The following is a 21,502-nucleotide window of genomic DNA, read 5'->3' as shown; positions in this document are numbered from 1 at the left end:
GCCGCCCCTGACGCTGCACTACAAACGAATGAGCTACTGGGGGTAGCAGCAGATGACCAAGAAGACGCGGGTTCGCGTCGCGCGCATAGCCGCCGGCGCGGTGATCGCCGCCGGTGCCTCCCTGACCGCCGCGGGTGCCGCCCAGGCCGTTGGCATCGATGTCGGCGTCGGTGGCCTGAGTGCCAGGGCCGAGGTGACACAGGAGGGTGCCGAGATCGGTCTCGGCATCCAGGATGACGAGGGCGATGGCGGTGCTCTCGGCGGCGTCGACGAGGGTCAGGTTGGCGGTGCGGACGCCGGTCAGGTTGGTGGCGCGGACGCCGGTCAGGTTGGCGGTGCGGACGCCGGTCAGGTTGGTGGCGCGGACGCCGGTCAGGTTGGCGGCGTCGACGAGGGTCAGGTTGGCGGTGCGGACGCCGGTCAGGTTGGCGGTGCGGACGCCGGTCAGGTTGGCGGCAATGGCAACTCCGGCGGTAACGCCACTGGCGGTGACCAGGGCGGTTCCACCACGGGTGACCCCGCGACCACCGGCGGTTCCTCCAGCACCGGCGGTTCCTCCAGCACCGGCGGTTCCTCCAGCACCGGCGGCTCCAGTGCGACTGCCGGTGGCTCCGTCGCAACCGGTGGCGGCGACGGCGGCTCCGACGGCTGCACCGTGAGCGTCGAGGGTGCCGAGTGCGCCGACAACACCGACACCGACTCCGTCGGCTCGCAGCCGGTGGAGCAGGGCGAGGCCAAGGAGGAGCTGGCCGAGACCGGCGCCGCCGAGACCACGTTCCTGCTGGTCGGTGCCGCGACGATGATCGCCGGTGGCATCGGCTTCCGTATGCTGCCCCGCCTCGTCGGCGGCCGCGCCGCTGTCTGACCGGGCCAGCTTGTCACTGATCCACGGGATCGGATCTGACCTGCGCCGGTGACTCGTCACGGCATGCGACAGGGGCCCGGAGAGCCGTTCGGCTCTCCGGGCCCCTGTGCGTTCCCGCGCGTTCCCGTGCGCTTCTGTGTATTCCTGCGCGGATGCGGTGCCTGATTCGGTGCCTGATTCGGCTCGGCCGGTGCGTCAGGCGGCGGTCTGGTGCGCCAGGAGTGCCAGCGCCGCAACCAGGACCACCAGCAGCGCCACCAGCGCCGCAGGGTTCAGGCCCGCGAAGGGGCCGTTCTGCTGCAGGCGCTCGCGACTGGCCCGGCAGACGGGGCAGCGGCCCTCCGCGACGGGCGCGGCGCAGTTGGCGCACACCAGTCGGTCGTAGGTCATGCGCTCTCCTCCTCCCGCGCGGCGGAGCCGCCGGCGGAGTCCGTTCTTCCGGCGTTCCCCGGTGGTTCCCCGATGCTTCTCCGCGTGTCTCTCCGCGCAACGCTCCGGGAACCGTGTTCGTTCCCGGGTACCACTGTGCCAGCTCGCGGGCGATTCGGCGCGCCCCGTCGGATCAGGCCTGTTCCGGGGGCCGGCAGCGGAGGCGAAAGGGCGCTATCAATCCGACAAATCGCGCAACTCCGGGCGGTGACTGCACGCGCCATCCTCGTTCGCGTATGGTCACGCACACATACTCCCGGCCGACCGTGGTGCATCCGTGATCCGATTCGACAGCGTCTCCAAGAGCTACCCCAAGCAGAACCGTCCAGCCCTTCGCGATGTCTCCCTGGAGATCGAGAAGGGCGAGTTCGTCTTCCTCGTGGGCTCGTCCGGCTCCGGCAAGTCGACCTTCCTGCGGCTGGTCCTCCGCGAGGAGCGTGCCAGCCAGGGGCAGGTGCACGTCCTCGGCAAGGACCTCGCGCGCCTGTCCAACTGGAAGGTGCCGCACATGCGCCGGCAGCTGGGCACCGTCTTCCAGGACTTCCGCCTGCTGCCGAACAAGACCGTCGCCCAGAACGTCGCCTTCGCGCAGGAGGTCATCGGCAAGCCGCGCGGAGAGATCCGCAAGGCCGTTCCCCAGGTCCTCGACCTCGTCGGTCTCGGCGGCAAGGAGGAGCGGATGCCTGGGGAGCTCTCCGGCGGTGAGCAGCAGCGCGTGGCGATCGCCCGTGCCTTCGTCAACCGCCCCATGCTGCTGATCGCGGACGAGCCGACCGGAAACCTCGACCCCCAGACCTCCGTCGGCATCATGAAACTGCTGGACCGGATCAACCGGACCGGAACCACGGTGGTGATGGCGACCCACGACCAGAACATCGTCGACCAGATGCGCAAGCGCGTCATCGAGCTCGAACAGGGCCGGCTCGTACGCGACCAGGCGCGCGGTGTCTACGGCTACCAGCACTGAGCAGGCACTGAGCAGGTAGAGGAAAGGCTGAAACACTCGCCATGCGCGCCCAGTTCGTACTGTCGGAGATCGGCGTCGGTCTCCGCCGCAACCTGACGATGACCTTCGCGGTGATCGTCTCCGTGGCCCTGTCGCTCGCCCTCTTCGGTGGCGCCCTGCTCATGCGTGAACAGGTCAGCACCATGAAGGACTTCTGGTACGACAAGGTCAACGTCTCCATCTACCTCTGCAACAAGAACGACGCGGAGACGGACGAGCAGTGCTCGAAGGGTGCCGTCACCGCCGAGCAGCGGGAGCAGATCAAGTCCGACCTCCAGGACATGGCCATCGTCGAGAAGGTCCACCACGAGAGCGCCGACGAGGCCTACAAGCACTACCGCGAGCAGTACAGCGACACCGCCATCGCCACGGTCATCACGCCCGACCAGATGCAGGAGTCGTTCCGGGTCAAGCTGAAGGACCCGGAGAAGTACAAGGTGGTGGCGACCGCGTTCGCCGGCCGCGACGGGGTCCAGTCCATCCAGGACCAGCGCGGCATCCTGGAGAACCTCTTCAACATGATGCGGGGCATGAACGTCGCCGCCCTCTTCATCATGGGGCTGATGCTGGTCATCGCGCTGATGCTGATCGTCAACACCGTGCGGGTGTCGGCGTTCAGCCGGCGGCGGGAGACGGGGATCATGCGGCTCGTCGGAGCGTCCAGCTTCTACATCCAGATGCCGTTCATCATGGAGGCCGCCTTCGCCGGACTGCTCGGCGGCCTGGTGGCCTGCGTGATGCTGCTGGTCGGCCGGTACTTCCTCATCGACGGCGGGCTGGCGCTCTCCGAGAAGATGCCGTTGGTCAACTTCATCGGCTGGGACGCGGTGATAGCGGTACTGCCGCTCGTCCTGGTGATCGGGCTGCTGATGCCCTCCATGGCCGCTTTCATCGCGTTGCGCAAGTACCTGAAGGTGTGACGAGCGCCCCGGGCGCCGTACGGGTCAACAGCCCTACGGCGCCCTTCGCTTGTCCTAGAGTGGGCGCCATGTTGGGCCCTGGATCATCCAAGGTGCCCCGTGGCCTGCGCCACGGGGCGATCCTGACGCTGGTGTTCGCGAGCGCGCTCGCCACCGGTTCCGCGACAGGCCTGCTGCCCCGCGCCGAGGACGAGCCGCCCGAGCCGCGCGTGCGCGCGGCCGCCGCCACGGTCGACCGCGACGAGATCGCACGCGCCGCCGCCGAGGCCGCCGCGGACGGCAAGTCCGGCGCCAAGGCCGCGGAAGAGGTCGTCAGCCGCAGCGGGGACCGCTGGGGCGCCGTGTACGACAAGGGCGAGTACGAGGAGTTCGCGCGCGCCCTCGACGGCTCCTACACCGGCGTCGGGCTGTGGGCCAGGCGCGGTGCGGACGGCCGGGTCGAGGTCGCCCGGCTGCAGCACGGCGGTCCGGCGGACCTGGCCGGCATCCGCGTCGGCGACCAGTTGCGCACGGTCGACGGGGCCCGGATAGACGGGCGGCCGGTCAGCGAGGTCGTCCGGCTGCTGCGCGGTGACGGCGGGAGCGCCGGCGCGGGCTCGTCCGTGGTGCTGGGGCTGCAGCGCGGCGACCGCGCCTGGAGCCGGACGGTGCGCCGGGCCCGGCTCGCCACCGAGGCCGTCACCGTCAGGAAGCTCGAGGGCGAGGCCGTGCTGATCAAGGTCGAGGCCTTCACCAAGGGCGCCGGGGAGCGGGTGCGGCAGGCGGTGGAGTCGGCACCGGAGGGTGCCGGTGTCCTGCTGGACCTGCGGGGCAACAGCGGCGGGCTGGTCTCCGAGGCCGTCACGGCGGCGTCCGCCTTCCTGGACGGCGGCCTGGTCGCCACCTACGACGTGCGCGGTGAGCAGAAGGCGCTCTACGCCAGTCCGGGCGGGGACACCGGCCGGCCGGTCGTGGCGCTGGTGGACGGCGGCACGATGAGCGCGGCCGAGCTGGTCACGGGCGCCCTGAAGGACCGGGGGCGCGCCGTCACCGTCGGCGCCCGCACCTTCGGGAAGGGATCGGTGCAGATGCCCGAGCAGCTGCCCGACGGTTCCGTCGCCGAGCTCACCGTGGGCCACTACCGCACTCCGGCCGGTCACGACGTGGACGGCCGGGGCATCGTCCCGGACCTGGCCGTGAGCGAGCGTGCCGAGGAGCGGGCCCGGACGGTATTGAGTGGCCTCGGAGCCGGGTCGTAGTGCGAAAATGACCGCACTATGGCTAAGGAAAAAGGGCGCAAGCTGATCGCGCAGAACAAGAAGGCGCGGCACGACTACCACATCCTCGACACCTACGAGTGCGGTCTCGTGCTGATGGGTACCGAGGTGAAGTCGCTGCGTCAGGGGCGGGCCTCGCTGGCTGACGGGTTCGTCGACATCCACGACCACGAGGCGTGGCTGCACAACGTCCATGTGCCGGAGTACAGCCAGGGCACCTGGACCAACCACAGCGCCCGGCGGAAGCGGAAGCTGCTGCTGCACCGGGAGGAGATCGACAAGCTGGAGTCCAAGTCCCAGGAGACGGGCCACACCATCGTGCCGCTCGCCCTGTACTTCAAGGACGGCCGGGCCAAGGTCGAGATCGCCCTGGCGAAGGGCAAGAAGGAGTACGACAAGCGGCAGACCCTGCGGGAGAAGCAGGACCGTCGCGAGGCCGACCGGGCGATGTCCGCGGCGCGGCGGCGCCAGCGGGCCTGAGCCGCACACGTGCGCCGGGCCCCGTACCCCGGCCGGACCAGGCCCGACCAGGCCCGACCAGGCCGCCGAGACGCCGGCCGGGCGCGGGCGCCGCGCCTCTGCCGGGCCGGGACCGACCGCACCACCGGCCGCGGGCGTGCCGCGCCGCCGGTCCGCAGCACGGCCGCAGCACCGGTCCGCAGCACCGGTCCGGGCCGGACGCGCGGAATACGCTGGCACGTTCGCGCGTTGGTCACGTACGATGGCTCCTGCCCTCCCCGAGAGGGCAGGCATTGAAAAATCAACATGGGGATGATCGGTTTCGACAGCGGATGTCGAAGCAGGGGAAGCGTGTCGAGGAAGCGGCAATGATCTCGTAAACCATATGTCGCAACCAATAATCGCCAACACCAAGCGCGATTCCTTCGCCCTCGCTGCCTAAGTAGCGACTCGCGAAGTGTCAGCCCGGGGGCGTTCCCGACCCGGATCCTGGCATCAGCTAGGGAACTCCACCTCTAGACCCGGTCACGGGGTGTAGAGGGACAACAAGCAGTGACTGAGCCCGTCGGAGACTTGTTCGCGTGATCTCCGGGGCTGAGAAAATCGCAGCGGACTGCACACGGAGAAGCCCTGGTTCCGCACCGTTGGACGCGGGTTCGATTCCCGCCATCTCCACTCATCCCATGTGAGCAAAGACCCTCTGACCTGCGAGAACTTCGCCAGGGCAGGGGGTCTTCCGCATGCCGCGGGAGCGGCGTGCGGCGGCGAATCCGGTCGTGATGGGCGGTCGGCCGGGGCGGACGCATCGATGACGATCACTGGGCGGCGTCGTCATCCCGGCGCAGCTCGTCGAGGATCTCGGCGTTCTCCTCGTGGGAGGTGCCGGTGATGGTAGCGGCGTGAGCCTGGACGGCTGCGGAGAACGCGGGGTCGATGGGAGCGGGACCCGCGGCGGCCCCGGCGAGGAGTGGCAGGAGCCTCGCGGGGACGATCGCGGCGACCGGCTGCCCGTAGCGAGTGAGGGCGGTGACCTGCCCGGTGTACTCGGCGAGCGTGACCAGCTTGGACAGCTGAGCGCGGGCCTCGGCGAGGGGGACGGACGGCAGTGTGCCCGGCGCGGGCGTGCGATCGGTGGTCATGTCAGGAGTCGGCAATCTACGGGTGTGGTGAACGGAGGTGAAGACGGAAGGACTGCCGGCGTCGTCGCCTACGTCGCGTCGAGGGAGCCGGGTACCTGTGCTCGGGCGCTGTGGTCCGAGCGGGCGAGCCTGCGAAGGGACGAGGCCCCACCCCCGGGCAAGAGGATGGGGCCTCTGTTCGAAGCGAACCCTTCGGGCCGGCTATTTGGCGGTTCTGGGAGCGAGCTTGGCGACCTGCTGATATGAGACATTGAGCATGGCCCCCGCGTCTCGCACGGTCACGGCATGATCGACCAGCACACGAGCCGCCTGGGCCAGGGCCTCGGCTGCTCGACGGGCTGCGGTCTCGGCTGCCTCCCTCGCTTCCTCCGCCTTGATGACGGCGGCTGCCATCTCCGGGTCAGCGGGAAGCATGACGACTTCGAAGCTGTCGCTTTCGACGTCGAGGAGCAGAGCGATCGCCTCACGTGCCATGCGCTCGGCCTCGCGCCAGGTACGTCCTTGGGTAGCGCCTCCGTATCCTTCGGGAAGGTCGTGCAAGCTGACCGTCCACCACTTGCCGTCGTGGCCGGCAGTCGCGTGGTACGTCGTCGTCTTCGCCTTCTGCGGTTCCAATCCGTGTTCCTCCTTCCCTTCCTTCTCTCTTCCCGTCGCCGAAGGTGGAGTGCGGGGCTGATCGGGCAGGGGCCCGGTTGCGACGGGCCCCGCATTCGATCGATCACTCTCCCTTCGCGGCTCGGATGATGCTCCGGGCCGTTCCCTCAGCGATCTCGTTGTGCCGCGGGACGATGAGTCTCTGGCCCCCCAGGGCATAGACCTCATGGCTGCCGCCCTGTCTCGCGAGAACGAGTTCCGCCCCTTTCTCCGCCGCGATTGCCCGGAGCTCTCGGAGTAGATCTCGTTTTTTCACGACGGCAGTCTACGCCGGGCGACAAGTTTTGTCTATCGTGGGCGACGAAATCTGTCGCCTCCTGGCGACGGTCTTCGTGGTGCCCGCCGGCAGCAGCGTCAGCGCCAGTGCCAGCGCGGCGGCCGTCACCGGGATCGCATAGCCGTGGGCGGCGCCCGCCAGCTCCACCGTCCAGCCGCCCGCCGCCGAACCGGCCGCGATCCCGCCGAGCAGCGCCGTCACGGCCAGGGTCATGCCCTCGTTCAGCCGCCCCTCGGGGGTGAGGCGCTGGATCGCGCCCATCCCGGTCACCATGGTCGGCGCCGTCGCCATCCCGGCGATCAGCAGCGCGCCCGCCACGGCGAGCAGCGAGCCGGTGCCGGCCGCGGCGAGCAGCGGCAGTGCCATGAGGACCGTCATCGCGGCCAGGCAGGTCCGCAGCCGGGCCGTGCGGCGGGCCCGGCCGTACGCGAGGCCCGCCAGACACGAGCCGGCGGCCTGGAGGGCCAGCACCGCACCCGCCGCCGGGCCGTCCACGAAGCCGATCGTGACGACCTCCATCGAGCCGAAGACGGCTCCCGTGGCGAGGAAGACGGCGAGCATCGGGACCATGCCGGGCGTGCGCAGCGGGGAGCCGGGCCTCGCGGCCCGGCCGGACGCCGGCGGCTCGGTGGAGCGCTGGGCCGCGAACAGGAGCACGCCGGTCAGCAGCATCCCCGCGCCGACCAGGGTCCCCGCCTCCGGGAAGAGTCCCGCGCAGAGCCAGGCCGCGAGCACCGGCCCGAGCATGAAGCACAGTTCGTCGGCGGCCTGCTCGAAGGAGTTCGCGGTGTGCCGGGCGGCCGGGTCGTCCTTCAGCAGATGCGCCCAGCGGGCCCGGGACATCCCGCCCGTGTTGGGCATCGTCGCGGTCGCCGCGTACGCGGCGAACAGCGTCCAGTCGGGCGCCCCGTGATGGACGCACAGCACCAGGGCGAGTTCGCCGAGCACGGCCAGTACGGTGGCCGGAACGGCGACGCGGGCCTGCCCGTGGCGGTCGACGAGACGTGCGGTCCAGGGGGCGACGAGGGCCGTGGCCGCCAGGCCGGTCGCCGTGACGGCGCCGGCGAGGGCGTACGAGCCGCGCTCCCCGGCAATCATGATCACGGCGCTGACGCCGAACATGCCCATCGGCAGCCGGGCGAGGAGGTTCCCGGCGGTGAACGCCCGTGCCCCCGGGACGGAGAACAGCCGGCGGTACGGGCCCGGTGGACGGGAGCGCCCCGGTTCCGGGCTCCGTGACGCCAGGACCAGGGTTCCTCCGGACGTGGTCATCCGGGGTGAGTGCGCGGACGCGGTGGTCCGGGACGAGTACGCGGACACGGTGGTCCGGGACGAGTTCGACTGCGGCATGGATCAAGGCTCGCCGCGCGGCCCCTCGGAGGTCCAACACCTGTTCGGAGCCCATTGACGCACCCCTGTTGTAGGTTCTGCGGGTGCCCCAGGACCTCGAACCCCGTCTGCTCCGCGCCTTCCTCGCCGTCGCGGCCGAACTGCACTTCACCCGGGCCGCCGCCCGGCTGTACGTCGCCCAGCAGGCCCTCAGCCGCGACATCCGGCGGCTGGAGCGGGCGCTGGGATCCGAACTGTTCGTGCGCACCACCCGGCAGGTGCGGCTCACCGCCGACGGCGAGCGGCTGCTGCCGTACGCACGGCGGGTGCTGGACGCCCACGAGGCGCTGGCCGCCGCCTTCACCGACACGGAACGGCCGCTGCTCGTCGATGTGGGCGCCCCGGTGGGGACGGCCTACCGGGTGCTCGGTGAGGCCCGCCGGACCGCCCCCGGCCTGGAGTTCGTCGCCCGCTACCTCAGCGGGCTCACCGGCGCGGCCGCGGAGATCGCCGCCGGCCGCCTCGACGTCTCCTTCGGCAGGATCGCCGGGATCGACGCGGCGCTGCGCTGCGAACTGGACCATCAGCCGGTGCGGTACGAGCGGATGGCCGTACTCCTCTGCGACGGCCATCCGCTCGCGGTGCTCGACGAGGTGCCGCTCGACGCCCTGGCGGGGGAGACCCTCTACACGGGCGCGGGCAACGCGGCCACCGCCGAGTGGACCGACCTCGCCGCCCGGCTCTTCACCGGCCGCGGAATCCGCATGGCCGCCCCCTTCCCCGAGATAGCCGGGCCGGAGGAGTTCGTGCGGGTGGTGCGCAAGCACGGCTGGTCGGTGCTGGCGAGCACCGAGTTCATCGCCGTGCCGGGCATGGTGGTCCGGCCGCTCGCCGCCCCCGTGCCGCTGTCGCCGGTCTCGCTGGTCTGGCGGCGCGGTCTGAGCCACCCCGGCCTCGGCGTGCTGCGTTCCGCCGCGTCCGGACTCGCCACGGCGGAGGGATGGCTCGACCTGCCGCCGGACGGCTGGCTGCCGGACGAGGACCGGGCGGCTATGGCGCGGAACACCTGACTCCGCGTCCCGGGCGTCCCCGGCGTGCGCTACATTCATGGTCCGGGTGCAACGTGGTAGGGGTGCTCGGCCCGGGTTTAGGGGGCCCGGTCCGACGGCAGGCGTCCGGTTTCCGCCGGCGCTCCCACCTCTCCGTTCAGTGGGGGAAGAGCGTACAGCAGTGGAAAACAGGCGAGAAAAGTCCCGAATAGGGCACACCCATGACCCCAACGAGGTCACGATGCAGATCGACAGCGTGGAGTTCAGAAGACTCCACGCTGCCCGGGCGACCTCTGAGGCCCCTCCTCAGGACGACGCCGACGGGCCGGTGTTCGTCGACGAGAGCGGCCGCCGCAGCAAGAAGTTCCGTCGCATCGGATGGGTGCTCGCGCTCGCCTGCGCGGGCTACGCGGTGACCCTCGTGGTCGCCCTCATCGGCGGCAACTCCAACGCGCCGTCACTTCTCATACCCGGCCAGGCCGAGGACAAGGCGGACACCGCCGAGGAGACGCCCGGGCCCTCCGAGGACCCGACCGCCCCCGCCGCTGCCGAGATCGTCGCCGGCGTCCCCTCGCCCTCCGGCAGCCCCGCCGCCGTACCGCGGCAGCCCGCCGCGTCCGCCGGCGAGCCGGACGGCACCCGCAGCAGCAGCTCGGCAGGCGAATCCGGCACCGGCACCGGCACGACCACCACCGCCGGCGCCGGCGGCTCCGGCGGCGCCACGACCGACCCCCAGCCGACCGTGTCCGCGGGGCCGGGCGGCGCCGGAGGAAACGGCGGCACGGCCGGCGGGGAACAGCCGACCGACCCGGCCGATCCCGCGCCGACCGAGACCGGCACGGAGGAACCCACCGGCGAACCCGTGGCGCAGGGCGCACAACTGGCCGGGGAAGGTGCCCGCTAGATGACCGCCTCCGGCAGAAGGGCCGTCCGACGCCGGAAGAGCGCCAGGAGGTCCGCCGCGCGGCGCAGGCTGCCCATGCGCTACCTGCTGCCCTCGCTCCTCCTCGTCGCGCTCCTCGCGATGCTCATGCTGCGCGGCTATGTGCACAGCGAGATCCTCGCCGACCACCGCGTGCGCCCCCCGGTCGACAACGGTCAGGTGCCCTCGCAGATCCTGGGCGGCGGCCCCGTCATCGACGCCCGCACCCCGGGCGAGCCCAAGGCGCTCAGCGTCCCGGACAAGAACCTGGTGCTGACCTTCGACGACGGCCCCGACCCGGTGTGGACGCCGAAGGTCCTCGACCGGCTGAAGAAGTACGACGCCCACGCGGTGTTCTTCGTGACCGGCACCATGGCCTCCCGCCACCCGGACCTGGTGCAGCGGATGGTCGCGGAGGGCCACGAGCTCGGCCTGCACACCTTCAACCACCCCGATCTGGCGCTCCAGACGCAGAGCCGGATCGACTGGGAGCTCTCGCAGAACCAGCTGGCGCTCGCGGGCGCCGCCGGCATCCGCACCTCGCTCTTCCGGCCGCCCTACTCGTCGTTCTCGGCCGCCCTGGACGACAAGTCCTGGCCGGTCACCGAGTACATCGGCAGCCGCGGCTACATCACCGCCTTCAACGACACTGACAGCGAGGACTGGAAGCGCCCGGGCGTCGAGGCGATCATCGAGCGCGCCACTCCCGAGGGCACCAAGGGCTCCATCGTGCTGATGCACGACTCCGGTGGCGACCGCTCCCAGACCGTGGCCGCCCTCGACCGGTTCCTGCCCGACATGAAGGAGCGCGGCTACCGCTTCGCCAACCTCACCGAGGCCCTCGGCGCCCCCAGCGCCCACACTCCCGTCGCCGGACCGGAGCTGTGGAAGGGCAAGGCCTGGGTCGGCGCCGTCGCCGTCTCCGAGAAGACCACATCGGCGCTGACCGTCGGGCTCGCCGTGATCGGCGTCCTGGTCTTCCTCCGCTTCGGCCTCATGCTGCTGCTCTCCTTCGGCCATGCCCGCAAGGTGCGCCGCCGCCGCTTCCGCTGGGGCCCGGCCGTCACCGAACCCGTGACGGTGCTGGTGCCCGCGTACAACGAGAAGGAGTGCATCGAGAACACGGTGCGCTCGCTGATGGAGAGCGACCACCCGATCGAGGTCATCGTCATCGACGACGGCTCCTCGGACGGCACCGCCGACATCGTCGACGACCTGTGGCTGCCCAACGTCCGGGTCGTCCGGCAGGCCAACGCGGGCAAGCCGGAAGCCCTGAACAACGGCATCCGCAACGCCCGCCACGACATCATCGTGATGATGGACGGGGACACCGTCTTCGAACCGTCCACCGTCCGCGAACTGGTCCAGCCGTTCGGCGATCCGCGCGTCGGCGCCGTCGCCGGCAACGCCAAGGTCGGCAACCGGGACAGCCTGATCGGGGCCTGGCAGCACATCGAGTACGTGATGGGCTTCAACCTCGACCGCCGCATGTACGACGTGCTGCGGTGCATGCCCACCATCCCCGGCGCAGTCGGCGCCTTCCGCCGCGAGGCCCTGGAGCGGGTCGGCGGCATGAGCGACGACACCCTCGCCGAGGACACCGACATCACCATGGCCATCCACCGCGACGGCTGGCGCGTGGTGTACGCGGAGCGCGCCCGGGCGTGGACCGAGGCCCCGGAGTCCGTACAGCAGCTGTGGTCCCAGCGCTACCGCTGGTCGTACGGCACGATGCAGGCGATCTGGAAGCACCGCCGCGCCGTGATCGACAGCGGCCCCTCCGGCCGGTTCGGCCGGGTCGGCCTCCCGCTGGTCTCGCTGTTCATGGTGCTGTTCCCGCTGCTCGCCCCGCTCATCGACGTCTTCCTGCTCTACGGGATCGTCTTCGGCCCCACCCAGAAGACGATCGCCGCCTGGTTCGGCGTCCTCGCCATCCAGGCCGTCTGCGCCGCCTATGCGTTCCGGCTCGACAAGGAACGCATGGTGCATCTGATCTCCCTGCCGCTCCAGCAGCTCCTGTACCGGCAGCTCATGTACGTCGTGCTGCTGCAGTCCTGGATCACCGCCCTCACCGGCGGCCGGCTCCGCTGGCAGAAGCTGCGGCGCACGGGAGTGGTGGAGGCGCCGGGTTCGATACCGACGCAGCGCCAGGGCAGCGACGAGCGGAGGCCCGTCGGATGACCTCGCCCTCGCTCGACACCGGCGGCGCCCCCGGGACCGGGGCCCGGCACCGCGCCCGGACGACCGCCCCGGCGGCCCCTCCGTCTTCTCCGGCCGCTTCCACCGCTCCGAAGCGGCCCGGCCGGGACCGCTATCTGGACCTGCTGCGCTCCATCGCCCTGGTCCGCGTCATCGTGTACCACATCTTCGGCTGGGCCTGGCTGACGGTGATCTTCCCGTCCATGGGCGTGATGTTCGCGCTCGCCGGCTCGCTGATGGCCCGCTCGCTGGCACGGCCCGCATGGGGCGTCATCCGCGGTCGTATCCGGCGGCTGCTGCCGCCGATGTGGGCGTTCTCGGCCTTCGTCCTCCCCGTGATCTTCTACTTCGGCTGGAAGCCGGTGAAGGAGGAGGGGATCTGGTGGTTCGTCAAGCTGGCCTGGTACGTCGTCCCGGTCGGCGCACCGCCGTACCCCTGGCACAGCGGTGACGCCTCGGGGCTGCTGGAGGACACCTGGGCTGTCCAGGCGGCGGGTCCGCTCTGGTACATCCGCGCCTATCTGTGGTTCGTGATCGCCTCGCCGCTGCTGCTGTGGGCGTTCCGCAGAGTGCCCTGGGCGACGCTGTTCGCCCCGCTCGCGCTCACCGCCGTCGTCGGCTCCGGACTGTTCAAGATCCCCGGTGAGACGGGCAACGCCATCACCGACTTCGCCACCTACGGATCCTGCTGGGTGCTCGGCTTCGCCCACCAGGAGGGCATGTTCGAGAAACTTCCGCGTTACGTCTTCGTGTCCGTGTCCTCGCTGATCATGGCCTTCGGCCTGTGGTGGGCGTCATGGCATCTGGGACCGGACGGCTGGGACCTCAACGACATCCCCCTCGCCCAGGCCACCTGGTCGTTCGGCTTCTGCGTGATCCTGCTCGCCTACTCCCCGTCCTGGCAGCGGCTGCCGGGGAAGCTCGCGCACTTCGACGGCCTCATCACCCTGTCCAACAACCGGGCCGTCACCATCTACCTCTGGCACAACCTGCTGATCATGGCCACGATCCCGGTCATCGACCTGCTCTGGCGGATCCCCGGCCTGTGGCCGACGTACTCGGTCTACCTGGAGCGCGCGTACCCGGTCCTCATGCTGATCGCCGTCTTCCCGCTGATCGGGCTGATGATCATGGCCGTCGGCTGGCTGGAGGACGTCGCCGCCAAGCGCCGCCCCCGGCTCTGGCCGAACGGCGCCACGCGCCGGGAGGCGGCAGCGGACGGGGCGGGGCCCGGCCGGACGCGCTCACACCGCGCCTGAGCAGCGGGTGAGAGCAAGGTTCCACCCCGGTCATCTCACGCCACGAAGCTGAAACCGGCGATGCCTACCGTCGGATCCACTACCCGGAGCATCAGTGGAGGCACGCCATGGCCGGCAGGTGGATCGAGCAGTGGGACCCGGAGGACGAGACCTTCTGGAAGGAGAAGGGCGAGCGGATCGCCCGGCGGAACCTCTACTTCTCCGTCCTGTCCGAGCACATCGGCTTCTCCATCTGGACGCTGTGGTCCGTGATGGTGCTGTTCATGGGGCCCGAGTACGGGGTCGACCCGGCCGGGAAGTTCTTCCTGATCGCGACCGCGACCCTGGTCGGGGCTGTGATCAGGGTGCCCTACACCTTCGCCGTCGCCCGCTTCGGCGGCCGGAACTGGACGGTCTTCAGCGCGCTGATGCTGCTGCTGCCGACCGGGGCCGCGTTCGCGGTCATGGAGCCGGGGACGTCGTACGGGACGTTCCTCGCGGTGGCCGCCCTCACCGGCGTCGGCGGCGGCAACTTCGCCTCCTCGATGACCAACATCAACTCCTTCTTCCCGCTGCGGAAGAAGGGCTGGGCGCTCGGGCTGAACGCGGGCGGCGGCAACATCGGCGTCCCCGTGGTGCAGCTCGTCGGCCTGCTGGTCATCGGGCTGGCGGGCGCCGCCCACCCCAGGATCGTGCTGGGCGTCTACATCCCGCTGATCGTGGTGTCCGCGCTGTGCGCCGCGCTGTTCATGGACAACCTGGCGCCCGTGAAGAACGACACCGGGGCCGCGAAGGAGGCGGTCCGGGACCCGCACACCTGGATCATGTCGTTCCTCTACATCGGGACGTTCGGCTCCTTCATCGGCTACAGCTTCGCCTTCGGCCTGGTGCTCCAGACCCAGTTCGGGCGCACCCCGCTGCAGGCCGCGTCGCTCACCTTCATCGGGCCGCTGCTCGGCTCCCTCATCCGGCCCGTCGGCGGCTCGCTCGCGGACCGCTTCGGCGGGGCCAGGATCACCCTGTGGACCTTCGCCGCGATGGCCGCGGCCACCGTGGTCGTCGTCTTCGCCTCGGTGTCCGAGTCGCTGCCGCTGTTCCTGGCCGGCTTCATCGCCCTGTTCATCCTCAGCGGGCTCGGCAACGGCTCCACGTACAAGATGATCCCCGGCATCTTCCAGGCCAAGGCGCTGGCCGTCGGTATGACGGGGGAGGCGGCCGAGGCGTACGGGCGCCGGCTTTCCGGGGCGTCGATGGGGCTGATCGGCGCGGTGGGCGCGCTCGGCGGGCTCGCCATCAACCTGGCCTTCCGGCAGTCGTTCCTCACCGTCGGGACGGGCACGGGTGCCTTCGTCGCCTTCCTCGTCTGCTACGCGGTCTGCTGCGCGGTCACCTGGGCGGTATACCTTCGCAAGCCCGCCCGCACCGCCGCACCGGCCGCCACGACCGAGACGAAGCCGCAGCTCAGCTACGCCGAGGTGTGAGCAGGAGTGCCTCGTAACCACGGGGAAACGCAGCCGAACCGAGCCTGTCACGCTTCCTTGCCAGGCTCGGTCGGCATGTACCAGGAACAGCACGGCGCTCCCGCGGTCGCCCCGCTCTCGGGCTTCACGGTCGGAGTCACCGCGGCCCGGCGCGCGGACGAACTCGGCGCGCTGCTGCAACGCCGCGGGGCGACGGTGCTCCACGCACCCGCCCTGCGGATCGTTCCCCTCGCGGACGACGGCGAGTTGCTCGCCGCCACCAAGGACCTCATCGACGACGCCCCGGACGTGGTGGTCGCCACCACCGCCATCGGCTTCCGGGGCTGGGTGGCGGCCGCCGACGGCTGGGGCTTCGGCGAGGAGCTGCTCTCCTGCCTGCGCGGCGTCGAACTCCTCGCGCGCGGGCCGAAGGTGAAGGGCGCCATCCGGGCGGCCGGGCTCACCGAGGCCTGGTCGCCGACGTCCGAGTCGATGGCCGAGGTACTCGACCGGCTCCTCGCCGAGGGCGTCGCGGACCGCCGGGTGGCGCTGCAACTGCACGGTGAGCCGCTGCCCGGGTTCGTGGAGGCACTGCGGGCCGGGGGCGCCGAGGTCGTCGTCGTCCCCGTCTACCGGTGGATGCCGCCGGAGGACCTCGCCCCGCTCGACCGGCTGCTCGACGCGGCGGTCGGGCGGTCGCTGAACGCGCTGACCTTCACCAGCGCCCCGGCCGCGGCGTCGCTCTTCTCCCGTGCCGAGGACCGCGGGCTGCTGCCGGAGCTGCTGGACGCGCTCGCCCACGACGTCCTCCCGGCCTGTGTGGGTCCGGTCACGGCCCTTCCGCTCCAGGCGCACGGGCTGGACACGGTCCAGCCCGACCGGTTTCGGCTGGGCCCGCTCGTCCAGCTGCTCTGCGTCGAGCTGCCCGCACGGGCCCGGACGCTGCCGGTGGCGGGCCACCAGGTCGAGATCCGCGGCCATGCCGTCCTCGTCGACGGCAGCGTGCGCCCGGTGCCGCCCGCCGGGATGTCGCTGCTCAACACCCTGGCCCGCCGCCCCGGCTGGGTGGTCTCCCGCGCCGACCTGCTGCGCGCGCTGCCCGGGGCCGGGCGCGACGAGCACGCCGTGGAGACGGCGATGGCCCGACTGCGCGCCGCCCTCGGCACCCCCAACCTCATCCAGACCGTGGTGAAGCGCGGCTACCGCCTCGCCCTCGACCCGGTGGCCGACACCAAGTACGCGGACACCTGACCGGGCGCGCGGGGGACGCCCGGGGGGTTCACGGGGGGCGCTCGCACGGGCACCCTGGAAGTCATGGGCATCGGCTCGAACGACGGGCGGTTCGACTCCGGGCGCGTCTGCCTGGATCTCGTTGCGGCGCGACCGGACGGCCCCGAAGGGCTCGGCAGCTGGCTCATGGCGGCCGGTCTGCTGCCGCCGGGCACCCCGCTGGGAGCGGTGACCGCCTGCTGGGTCGCCCCGTTCCAGGAACTCCGGGCCTGTGTGGGACGTCTGGTGGACGCCCAGATCGACCGCCGTCCGGGCGGGCCCGCACCCGTACGCCACACAGGCCCGGACGGCGCCCTGGCGCGGCTCAACGCGTTCGCCGCCGCCGCCCCGCCGGCCGTCACCGCCGTGCGCGACGGCGACGGCGAACTCGTCCGGGCCCCGATCGCCCGCCCCGAGTGCGCCGCGCTGCTCGCCGCCGTCGCCCGCGACGCCGTGGACCTGCTCACCGACCCGGTGGCCCGCGCCCGGCTCCGCCGCTGCGAGGGCGACGGCTGCCGCCGTGTGTATCTGGACACATCCCGGGGTCGTCGCCGTCGCTGGTGCTCCAGCGAGGTGTGCGGCAACCGGGAGCGGGTGGCCCGGCATCGGCGCCGCGCCGCCCTCACCCAGGCCTGACACGACGTCATTTTGCGGTGGTACGACCGGTATCGCGCGCTGATCCGCCGCTCCTGCCGGTACCCCGCCGAAGAATTCGGGAAGTTTTTCCCCGTCGCGTTGAGTGAATCGGCGGACTGCCCCGTAGTGATGGACGACAGACAAGCAGTCAGACACCAGACAGGGTCTCGACCGGGAGGTTCAGGTGCGCAAGGATGCCGCCGTGGCCGATGACCGTTCAGGCAGGGCCCGGCATCGCGCCGACTCGTCGCGCACCAGCACATCCGTCCCTGACGAGGAGCTGATGCGCGTGCTGTATCAGGAGCACGCCGGACCCCTCCTCGCCTATGTGCTCCGCCTCGTGGCCGGCGACCGCCAGCGTGCCGAGGACGTGGTACAGGAGACGCTCATCCGTGCCTGGAAGAACGCCGGTCAGCTCAATCGGGCCACCGGCTCTGTCCGACCCTGGCTGGTGACGGTCGCACGGCGTATCGTCATCGACGGTCACCGCAGCCGGCAGGCCCGGCCGCAGGAGGTCGATCCGTCGCCGCTGGAGGTCATGCCCGCGGAGGACGAGATCGACAAGGCGTTGTGGCTGATGACGCTATCCGATGCGCTCGATGATTTGACCCCTGCTCACAGGGAAGTACTCGTCGAGACGTATTTCAAAGGGCGTACGGTCAATGAGGCGGCCGAGAAGCTCGGCATACCCAGCGGGACCGTGCGGTCCCGGGTGTTCTACGCACTGCGTTCCATGAAGCTCGCACTGGAGGAGAGGGGGGTCACGGCATGAACAGGCAGGACCAGTTCGGGCAGTTCGGACAGTCCGAAGAGGGGTCGATCCACGAGACGGCCGGGGCGTACGTCCTCGGCATCCTCGACGACGCTGAAGCCACCGCGTTCGAGGCGCATCTGGCCGGCTGCGACATCTGTGCCGCCCACCTCGAGGAGTTCGCGGGCATGGAGCCGATGCTGGCGATGCTCGCCGATGCCCCGGCCCGGCCGGCCGTGCCCCGGCAGCCGACCTCGCTGCCCTTCGACAGCAGGATCATGCAGCCCCCGGCCCGCGCCGCGGCCACGGTCCCCACCGCGCCGAGCCCGCAACTGCTGGACCGGCTCGTGGACGAGGTCGCGGTGAAACGCTCCCGCAAGCGCCGCCGCAGTATGTACATGATCGCGGCGTCGGCCGTGCTGATCCTCGGCGGACCCGCCGTCGCGGTGGTCGTCACCCAGGACGACGCCACCGCGGGCAATGTCGCGGCACCCCATCCGACCAGCGCCGCGGAGGACGCGTTCTTCGACGGCATGGCGGAGAAGGTCGAGGCGACGGACGCGGTCACCCGGGTCACCGCCACCGTCGGCCTGGAGGAGAAGGGCTGGGGCACCCACGCGGTCCTGGAGCTCAAGAACGTCAAGGGCCCGCTGAAGTGCAGCCTCATCGCCGTCTCCAAGAGCGGTGAGGAGGAGGTCGTGACGTCCTGGTCCGTCCCCGAGCGCGGGTACGGCATCGCGGACAGCACGGACAAGGAGGCCAGGAAGCCGCTGTACATCCACGGCGGCGCCGCCCTCGACCGCAACGAGATCGATCACTTCGAGGTCCGCACCTTCGACGGGAAGCGCCTGGTGGAGGTCGGCGCCTGAGCCGAGGACACCCGGAACACGACGGCGGACCCACCGCCTGACATAACGGCCCCCTTCGCGTACGGTTGACGGCTGCCCAGTGCACGTCAGAAGGGGGCCACGGGTGGCCGCGCAGGAAGCCGCTGTCGACTCGGTCCGGGACCGCGAGATCCTTGTCGAACAGGACCATCTGGACCAGGTGTACCACCGGCTCGAGGAGAAGATCCACGAGGCGGAGTTCCTGATGGACGACGCCGCCAAACGCGGCCAGGTCGGCACGCCCGGCGCGCTCGCCGAACGGGACGCCCAGGTGTTCCGCGCCGGGATCCACCTCAACCGGCTCAACAGCGAGTTCGAGGACTTCCTGTTCGGCCGCATCGACCTGCTGCGCGGCAAGGACGGCAAGAAGGGGCCCGACGGCGCCTACACCTCCGTCGAGCCCGCCGAGGACGCCGTGCGGTCGGACGAGACGGGGCAGCACGCCGACATCGCCGAGACACTGCACATCGGCCGGATCGGCGTGCTCGACTCCGACTACGCGCCCCTGGTCATCGACTGGCGCGCGCCCGCCGCGGCGCCGTTCTACCGCTCCACGCCGGTCGACCCCGGCCGTGTCGTACGCCGCCGGGTCATCCGCTCCAAGGGCCGCCGGGTCCTCGGCGTCGAGGACGACCTGATGCGCCCCGAGCTGACCGCCCGGCTCGGCGGCGCCGAACTGCCCGTCATCGGCGACGGCGCCCTGATGGCCGCGCTCGGCCAGGCCCGTACCCACACCATGCGGGACATCGTGGCCTCCATCCAGGCCGAGCAGGACCTGGTGATCAGGGCACCCGCGGCCTCGGTCACGGAGGTCTCCGGCGGCCCCGGCACCGGCAAGACCGCCGTCGCGCTGCACCGGGCCGCGTACCTGCTCTACCAGGACCGGCGCCGGTACGCCGGCGGCATCCTCGTCGTCTCCCCGACACCGCTGCTGGTCGCCTACACCGAGGGCGTGCTGCCCTCGCTGGGCGAGGAGGGGCAGGTGGCGATCCGGGCGGTGGGCTCCCTGGTGGACGGCGCCGAGGCCACGACGTACGACGACCCGGCGGTCGCCCGGGTCAAGGGCTCCCTGCGGATGCTGAAGGTGCTGCGCAAGGCGGCCCGCGGCGCCCTGGAACTCGGCGGCACCCCCGACCGGCTGCGGGTCGTCGCCTTCGGCCGCCGGCTGGAGCTGGAGGCCGACGAGCTCCAGCGCATCCGCCACAGCGTCCTCGGCGGCACCGCGCCGATCAACCTGCTGCGGCCGCGCGCCCGCAGACTGCTGCTGGACGCCCTGTACGCCGCGTCGGGGGCGGCCGGACGGCACAGCGACCCGGAACTCGCCGCCGAGCTGCGCTCCTCCTTCGACGAGGACGTCAGCTCGGAGGACTCGTTCGCCGACTTCCTGGACGCCTGGTGGCCCGAGCTGACACCGCGCGGGGTGCTCGCCGCGATGGCCGACGAGCGGCGGCTGGGCCGCTGGTCGCGCCGCGTCCTCAACCCCGGTGAGGTGCGCAGGGTCGCCCGCAGCCTGAGACGCGACGGCCTGTCCGTGCACGACGTGGCGGTCCTCGACGAGCTGCAGGCGATCCTCGGCTCGCCCGCCCGGCCGAAGCGCAAGCGCGAGGTCGACCCGCTGGACCAGCTCACCGGGCTGGAGGAGCTGATGCCGCAGCGCGAGGAGTCCCAGCGCGAGCGGGCCGAGCGGCTCGCCGCGGAGCGCACCGAGTACGCCCATGTCATCGTCGACGAGGCCCAGGACCTCACCCCCATGCAGTGGCGGATGGTGGGCCGCCGCGGGCGGCACGCCACCTGGACGATCGTGGGCGACCCCGCCCAGTCCTCCTGGTCGGACCCGGACGAGGCCGCCGAGGCACGCGACGACGCCCTCGGCACCCGGCCGCGCCGGCGCTTCGAGCTCACCGTGAACTACCGCAACCCCTCCGAGGTCGCCGAGCTCGCCGCCCGGGTGCTGACGCTGGCCATGCCGGGGATGGTGGCGCCCCGCGCCGTCCGCTCGACCGGCCTGCGGCCCCGGTTCGCGGTGGCCAGGGGCGACCTGGAGGGGACGGTGCGGCAGGAGACCCAGCGCCTGCTGGACGAGGTGGACGGCACCGTCGGCGTCGTCGTCGCGATGGACCGGCGCGAGGAGGCCGCCCGCTGGCTCGACGGGCTCGGCGACCGCGCGGTCGCCCTCGGCTCGCTGGAGGCGAAGGGGCTGGAGTACGACGCCACGGTGGTCGTGTCCCCCGCGGAGATCGCCGACGAGTCGCCGGCCGGTCTGCGGGTGCTGTACGTGGCGCTGACCCGCGCCACCCAGCGGCTCACCGTGGTCTCGGGACGGCGCGACGAGCCGGACGCGGACGGGGTCCCGGACCTGCTGAGGGACTGAGGCGCGGAGGCGCAGGGGCACTGAGGGTGCGGAGGCACTGGTGCACGGAGGTGCGGAGGCACTGGGGCACTGAGGGTTGAGGGTGCGGAGGCACTGGGGCACTGGGGCACTGGGGCACTGGGGCACGGAGGGTGCGGAAGGTCCGGCCGGCCGGGGGAGCGGGCAGCCGAAAGGGTCAACTCGCCGAGGGGGGAATCACCTTCCGGGACTCTTTGTTAGCCTGTGTGTGGCACCGGCCCGATCCAAGCCCCCGGGCCCAACCTTCGTCCCTCAGAGGGACCACTTGCCGCGAGGCGAGCATGGCGGGTCGGTGTCATCGGACACCCGGAAGAGGTTCGCGTCACCACGGTGAGGCGGACCTCTTCCGTCGTTCCGCCCCCCTGCCC

Annotated in this window: 20 protein-coding genes and 1 other RNA gene; 16 read left to right on the top strand and 5 right to left on the bottom strand. The window is 71.4% G+C overall.

Going from position 1 to position 21,502, the window contains the following annotated elements; all coding sequences use genetic code 11:
* Positions 1-52: 52 nt before the first annotated feature.
* Positions 53-865, top strand: coding sequence for a hypothetical protein (locus DDW44_RS09875; protein WP_108906185.1), 813 nt, complete (start codon positions 53-55; stop codon positions 863-865).
* A gap of 195 nt (positions 866-1,060) precedes the next feature.
* Here DDW44_RS09875 and DDW44_RS09870 read toward each other — a convergent pair whose 3' ends face one another.
* The gene (locus DDW44_RS09870) at positions 1,061-1,255 is read right to left on the bottom strand and encodes a hypothetical protein (protein WP_017947957.1); all 195 of its coding nucleotides are present in this window, start codon (positions 1,253-1,255) and stop codon (positions 1,061-1,063) included.
* A 316-nt stretch (positions 1,256-1,571) separates the two neighbouring features.
* Here DDW44_RS09870 and ftsE point away from each other — a divergent pair, with 316 nt between their 5' ends.
* The 5 genes from ftsE to ssrA all read left to right on the top strand — a co-directional run bounded on the left by ftsE (position 1,572) and on the right by ssrA (position 5,613).
* A complete protein-coding gene (gene ftsE, locus DDW44_RS09865) occupies positions 1,572-2,261 on the top strand; it encodes a cell division ATP-binding protein FtsE (RefSeq protein WP_017947958.1) in 690 nt (229 codons plus the stop codon).
* A gap of 41 nt (positions 2,262-2,302) precedes the next feature.
* Positions 2,303-3,220: a permease-like cell division protein FtsX gene (gene ftsX / locus DDW44_RS09860; protein WP_017947959.1), complete on the top strand. Its 918-nt coding sequence runs from the start codon at positions 2,303-2,305 to the stop codon at positions 3,218-3,220.
* A gap of 68 nt (positions 3,221-3,288) precedes the next feature.
* Positions 3,289-4,458: a S41 family peptidase gene (locus tag DDW44_RS09855; protein WP_206307185.1), complete on the top strand. Its 1,170-nt coding sequence runs from the start codon at positions 3,289-3,291 to the stop codon at positions 4,456-4,458.
* Between the two features lie 18 nt (positions 4,459-4,476).
* The gene (gene smpB / locus DDW44_RS09850; protein ID WP_017947961.1) at positions 4,477-4,956 is read left to right on the top strand and encodes an SsrA-binding protein SmpB; all 480 of its coding nucleotides are present in this window, start codon (positions 4,477-4,479) and stop codon (positions 4,954-4,956) included.
* Positions 4,957-5,243: 287 nt separating this feature from the next.
* Positions 5,244-5,613: a transfer-messenger RNA gene (ssrA, locus tag DDW44_RS09845) on the top strand.
* Positions 5,614-5,750: 137 nt separating this feature from the next.
* Here ssrA and DDW44_RS09840 read toward each other — a convergent pair.
* The 4 genes from DDW44_RS09840 to DDW44_RS09825 form a co-directional block, all read right to left on the bottom strand.
* The gene (locus tag DDW44_RS09840; protein ID WP_108906183.1) at positions 5,751-6,074 is read right to left on the bottom strand and encodes a type II toxin-antitoxin system Phd/YefM family antitoxin; all 324 of its coding nucleotides are present in this window, start codon (positions 6,072-6,074) and stop codon (positions 5,751-5,753) included.
* A 201-nt stretch (positions 6,075-6,275) separates the two neighbouring features.
* The gene (locus tag DDW44_RS09835) at positions 6,276-6,689 is read right to left on the bottom strand and encodes a type II toxin-antitoxin system HicB family antitoxin (RefSeq protein ID WP_018891569.1); all 414 of its coding nucleotides are present in this window, start codon (positions 6,687-6,689) and stop codon (positions 6,276-6,278) included.
* A 103-nt stretch (positions 6,690-6,792) separates the two neighbouring features.
* Positions 6,793-6,984: a type II toxin-antitoxin system HicA family toxin gene (locus DDW44_RS09830; RefSeq protein ID WP_078509251.1), complete on the bottom strand. Its 192-nt coding sequence runs from the start codon at positions 6,982-6,984 to the stop codon at positions 6,793-6,795.
* Between the two features lie 9 nt (positions 6,985-6,993).
* On the bottom strand, positions 6,994-8,277 hold the full coding sequence (locus tag DDW44_RS09825; RefSeq protein ID WP_108906182.1) for an MFS transporter: 1,284 nt from the start codon (positions 8,275-8,277) through the stop codon (positions 6,994-6,996).
* Positions 8,278-8,438: 161 nt separating this feature from the next.
* Between DDW44_RS09825 and DDW44_RS09820 the strand changes: the two genes are divergently transcribed.
* From DDW44_RS09820 to DDW44_RS09775, 10 genes are all read left to right on the top strand, one after another.
* Positions 8,439-9,404 carry a LysR family transcriptional regulator gene (locus DDW44_RS09820; RefSeq protein ID WP_108906181.1) on the top strand — a complete coding sequence of 322 codons (966 nt, stop codon included), beginning with the start codon at positions 8,439-8,441 and terminating at the stop codon, positions 9,402-9,404.
* Between the two features lie 160 nt (positions 9,405-9,564).
* Positions 9,565-10,287 (top strand): hypothetical protein, encoded by a 723-nt coding sequence (locus DDW44_RS09815; RefSeq protein WP_146207001.1) that lies wholly within the window; start codon positions 9,565-9,567, stop codon positions 10,285-10,287.
* Positions 10,288-12,486, top strand: coding sequence for a bifunctional polysaccharide deacetylase/glycosyltransferase family 2 protein (locus DDW44_RS09810; protein ID WP_108906180.1), 2,199 nt, complete (start codon positions 10,288-10,290; stop codon positions 12,484-12,486).
* Complete coding sequence (locus DDW44_RS09805) at positions 12,483-13,763, top strand: acyltransferase family protein (RefSeq protein WP_108906179.1); 1,281 nt, start codon at positions 12,483-12,485, stop codon at positions 13,761-13,763. Before DDW44_RS09810 ends, DDW44_RS09805 begins: the two co-directional genes overlap by 4 nt.
* 107 nt (positions 13,764-13,870) lie before the next feature.
* A complete protein-coding gene (locus DDW44_RS09800; RefSeq protein WP_108906178.1) occupies positions 13,871-15,223 on the top strand; it encodes a nitrate/nitrite transporter in 1,353 nt (450 codons plus the stop codon).
* Between the two features lie 75 nt (positions 15,224-15,298).
* Positions 15,299-16,453: a uroporphyrinogen-III synthase gene (locus DDW44_RS09795; protein WP_108906177.1), complete on the top strand. Its 1,155-nt coding sequence runs from the start codon at positions 15,299-15,301 to the stop codon at positions 16,451-16,453.
* Positions 16,454-16,516: 63 nt separating this feature from the next.
* The gene (locus DDW44_RS09790; protein WP_017947970.1) at positions 16,517-17,107 is read left to right on the top strand and encodes a CGNR zinc finger domain-containing protein; all 591 of its coding nucleotides are present in this window, start codon (positions 16,517-16,519) and stop codon (positions 17,105-17,107) included.
* Between the two features lie 184 nt (positions 17,108-17,291).
* On the top strand, positions 17,292-17,879 hold the full coding sequence (locus DDW44_RS09785) for a sigma-70 family RNA polymerase sigma factor (RefSeq protein ID WP_026165301.1): 588 nt from the start codon (positions 17,292-17,294) through the stop codon (positions 17,877-17,879).
* The gene (locus tag DDW44_RS09780) at positions 17,876-18,727 is read left to right on the top strand and encodes an anti-sigma factor family protein (RefSeq protein ID WP_108906176.1); all 852 of its coding nucleotides are present in this window, start codon (positions 17,876-17,878) and stop codon (positions 18,725-18,727) included. The genes DDW44_RS09785 and DDW44_RS09780 overlap by 4 nt, the downstream gene beginning before the upstream one ends.
* Before the next feature lie 103 nt (positions 18,728-18,830).
* On the top strand, positions 18,831-21,116 hold the full coding sequence (locus DDW44_RS09775) for a HelD family protein (RefSeq protein ID WP_108906175.1): 2,286 nt from the start codon (positions 18,831-18,833) through the stop codon (positions 21,114-21,116).
* The last annotated feature ends 386 nt before the right edge of the window (positions 21,117-21,502 follow it).

This window comes from Streptomyces tirandamycinicus (genome assembly GCF_003097515.1).
Taxonomy (GTDB): Bacteria; Actinomycetota; Actinomycetes; order Streptomycetales; family Streptomycetaceae; genus Streptomyces; species Streptomyces tirandamycinicus.
This window is presented reverse-complemented; position numbering and strand designations above follow the sequence as displayed.